This is a genomic window from Hydrogenophaga flava NBRC 102514 (genome assembly GCF_001571145.1).
GTDB classification, from domain to species: Bacteria; Pseudomonadota; Gammaproteobacteria; order Burkholderiales; family Burkholderiaceae_C; genus Hydrogenophaga; species Hydrogenophaga flava.
The window spans coordinates 1-1083 of sequence record NZ_BCTF01000074.1 but is presented as its reverse complement, the minus strand read 5'-3'; the positions used below and the strand labels follow the sequence as shown (position 1 = coordinate 1083).

Genomic DNA, 1083 nt, shown 5'->3' with positions numbered 1-1083 from the left:
CGGCCGGCGCAGCCGGCCGGCCCTAATTTATTTATAGGGCATATCTCGACCGAGAAGGACGAGAACCTAGGAAACATGCGGCTTCCAGCCGTGTTGCCGTCCCCTGCGGGGTTTTACATCATGAAAAAAGAGGTGTCACATGGGCAAGCGTCCCGGTAGTCGTCAGCGTGAACTGAGGCGCTCGCCTCGCGGAATGGCTCTTTCCTCGATTAGTCCTGCTGTCAAGGCGGGCTATGTCGGGCCGAACGCCTTTGGTCTCTTGGGTCGCCTTGTAGCTCGGTTGGACGTTCCGGCTCCATCTGTGCTGGTTGATCCTGAGCGCGCAGAGGCGGTGCTGAAGGAGAACTACGAAGCATTCATGAGGGGGCCTGAGCCCTCGCCCTCGCCTGTGGCTTCTGTGGCCTCCGAGGTTTGGTCTGAGGTCACTAAGGGGCGCGGCGTGACGTTGGCCAATGGCCGCGAGGTCCCTGGTGACGACTGAAGCCCTGGCGGCGCTGGGGGCGCTGGCGCTCCTGGCTCTTGCGATCGGGAGGGCTGCACGCGAAGTCCTCCTGTAGGCGTCCACAAGCGAGAAAGCCCGGGCCTGCCTGCCCGGGCTTCTCTGACCAATCTCAAACTGAGTAGGAGTTCGAAATGGCTAAAGCCGATGGTATTGCAGCTGAGCATCCGATCAAAGCTGCGTGGAAGGAAATGTGGGGTCACCAGTGCGAGGCGCTCTCTCTGTGCGAGCTCTTCAAATCTGACAGCCTTGATGCTGAGTCGTGGTCCTACCTCGCTCGCGGCGTGCTTCAGCGGTTCTCGGATGCTGCGGACGTGCTGAGCCGGGCCTACACCCTGGACGGTCTGAGTCCCCTCACCTCCTATGAACCTGCCGAGGATGCGGGGGATGGCGCCGGGGTGGTCAATGGGGGGATGGGGGCCGTGGCCCCCATGGGGACCGAGGTGGTCGACGGCGAATTGACCAGTTCGCGGAAGTAACTCAGGTACAGCCAATCACGGTCGTTCGCGGCCTGATTGGCAATTAATTAACCTTAGAGTGCAATTCTTTCGCTATGATTAATTCATCGTCCCGATATACATCGT

At 60.3% G+C, this 1083-nt stretch carries 1 protein-coding gene; it reads left to right on the top strand.

Features of this window, described 5'->3' with window-relative positions; genetic code table 11:
- Positions 1–633 precede the first annotated feature (633 nt).
- The gene (locus HFL01S_RS24445) at positions 634–978 is read left to right on the top strand and encodes a hypothetical protein (RefSeq protein ID WP_066263956.1); all 345 of its coding nucleotides are present in this window, start codon (positions 634–636) and stop codon (positions 976–978) included.
- Positions 979–1083 lie beyond the last annotated feature (105 nt).

Coding starts and splice junctions, on each gene's coding strand:
- HFL01S_RS24445 (WP_066263956.1), top strand. CDS start 634: ATGGCTAAAGCCGATGGTATTGCAGCTGAGCATCCGATCAAAGCTGCG.